Here is a 2,118-nt window from a genome sequence, read left to right on the forward strand (position 1 = left end):
CGACAGGGCCATGATCTCGGCGTGGGCCGAGGAGCAGTTGGAGGCCACCACGCGGTTGACGCCGATGACCACCAGCCGGCCGGAGTCGCGCTCGAAGACGCCAGCGGCGAAGGGGCCGCCCGTGCCGCGCACGAAGTTCTGTCGCGAGAACTCGATGACGGCGGTCATGCGCTCCTCCAGGGTCGGCAAGTGCGCCGGCAATTCGTTCAGCGCGGCGATGGCCCAGTCGGGCAGGGAGAGGGTGAAGTGAGAGGTGGGGTGGATGAACATGATGTAAGGCAATTATTCCTGATTGCGAGGGACTAGATAATCCTCAATTCGCAATTCATCATTGATGCTGCCCTTTTCCGGGTCCCAAATGATCATCGTGCGGCTTCGGCTAATCTCAAACTTATGGCGGTCTTCGACCGGCGCATTGTGCACAGACGGTATCCACCAGAGTGGAATAGACAGAATACGACCGTCGGTAAGATCAACGTGAACGTACTCGCCATCAATTCGCACATCATGGATCAGCGCTTCTTTAGGAAACGCGTACTCCGATGCGCGGTACGCAATCCGATACCATTTGACCGGCCATGCCTCTTCAGTTTCTTCGGACGGTGAAGTCATATCCCTTGATTATAGTGCACCAGTCAATCAGACGGCCGCGTCAGCAACTCCAATTCGCTCAAATAGATCATCGCCTCCTCCGCGCTCTCCCCACACATCTCCGCGCTCGGCCGCAGCCGCACGCACACCGCCGGCCGTTCCGGTTGGCCGAACAGCCGGCAGAGGTTGTCGTCGGTCAATTGGACGCAGCGCACGCCGGCCGGTTTGCCGTCCGGCATGCCGGGAATGGGCGAGGAGATGGAGAGAGCGATGCAGCACGCGCCACAGCCGGGGCGGCAGGGGAAAAGCGCAGGGGAGCTGGGGGGCAGGGGAGCAGGGGGGAAAACCATGGCCCTTCTCCCCTGCGCCCCCGCACCCCTGCTCCCCTGCTCTTTATAGGTGCTCACCCGGCCGATTATACTCCACCTCGACGATCTCAAAATCGCCATACTCCAGATCACCGGCGGCCAGGTTCCAGATGGCCTGGGCGCGCGTGCCGATGTTCAGGCCGCCACGCTGGCCGTACTCTGTCGTGCGCGCCGACCACGTCTCCGGCGAGTAGTGGCCGTTCACCTCGCGATAGCGCGTCGCCTGGAAGCGGGTGGGGCGGCCGAGATCGTCGAAGAACATGCGCCCCGTGGCGCTCCGGCCGTGGTCGGTCAGCGTCACGTCGGCTGAGTAGTCGTCCACCGCCGTCCAGGTGACGTTGTCGCCCAGATAGGCCGTGGGAAACCAGCCCATCTCGCTCAGGTAACGCATCAGCGTGCCCTGTGTCAGCGGTTCGCTGTGGTCGTCGAAGAGGGTGACAATGCCGGCCAGTTTGCCAAACATATGCCCCTGCCCGTCGCGGTAGCTGTCGCGGGCGCTCATCAGCGGCAGGCCATACAACTTGAACCGCGCCTGCCAGACGAAGCCGGGCGGGTCGGTCATGAACCGTTGCGTGGCCGTCATGGGCATCCACGGCTTGTCCAGCCCCAGACGGAACTTGCCGGTCTGGTGGACGCGCGCGGTACGGATCCACGGCTGGCCGACCACACCCGTCCACTCCATGAAGCGGCGCGCCGGGTCGGGCAGGCCGCGGAGCGCCTCGGCGGTGATGATGCCGGGCGCGGCTGTGCTTTGGTTGATCATCAATCAGTCACTCCTGATTCGGAATGGGGCCAGTGTACGGCGCGTGCGGCGCTCGCGCCTCTACCAAAAGGTACATTCTCATGGAGCGCGCCGTCGCGCGTGACGGGCCGATAGTAGCGTTATTCGGCCGGGTACTTGGCCGCCAGCCGCCGCACCGTGTTCATGCCACGTATTGTCGACGACATATTCAGGACTTTCTCAAACCCGGCCATGGCGAAGTTCTTCTCCGAGACCTGGCTGCGGCGCAACCAGTATACTTCGCGGCCGTGCACGTGGAAGTCGTCGCTGGCGCTGCGATAGGCCATCAGCTTCTCCCGTGCTGCCTTGGCCGGCGGCGCTTTCAGCAAGGCGACCATCGTCGCGAACGCCTCGGCTGCCTCGTCCGGGCCGAACGGC

The 2,118-nt window shown here is 63.6% G+C and carries 3 protein-coding genes and 2 pseudogenes; all 5 read right to left on the minus strand.

Features of this window, described 5'->3' with window-relative positions; genetic code table 11:
- Positions 1-270 (minus strand): annotated as a pseudogene (locus ACE3UY_RS15100) (nucleoside deaminase); the annotation flags it as partial.
- A gap of 12 nt (positions 271-282) precedes the next feature.
- Positions 283-612, minus strand: a complete 330-nt coding sequence (locus ACE3UY_RS15105; RefSeq protein ID WP_374688331.1) for a DUF2442 domain-containing protein — start codon at positions 610-612, stop codon at positions 283-285.
- Between the two features lie 23 nt (positions 613-635).
- Positions 636-941, minus strand: coding sequence for a YkgJ family cysteine cluster protein (locus tag ACE3UY_RS15110; protein WP_374688332.1), 306 nt, complete (start codon positions 939-941; stop codon positions 636-638).
- Positions 942-984: 43 nt separating this feature from the next.
- A complete protein-coding gene (locus ACE3UY_RS15115; RefSeq protein ID WP_374688333.1) occupies positions 985-1,722 on the minus strand; it encodes a DUF6544 family protein in 738 nt (245 codons plus the stop codon).
- Between the two features lie 119 nt (positions 1,723-1,841).
- A pseudogene (locus ACE3UY_RS15120) lies at positions 1,842-2,118 on the minus strand (hypothetical protein); the annotation flags it as partial.

The sequence above is a fragment of the Promineifilum sp. (SeqCode) genome (assembly GCF_041918635.1).
Lineage (GTDB): Bacteria > Chloroflexota > Anaerolineae > Promineifilales > Promineifilaceae > Promineifilum.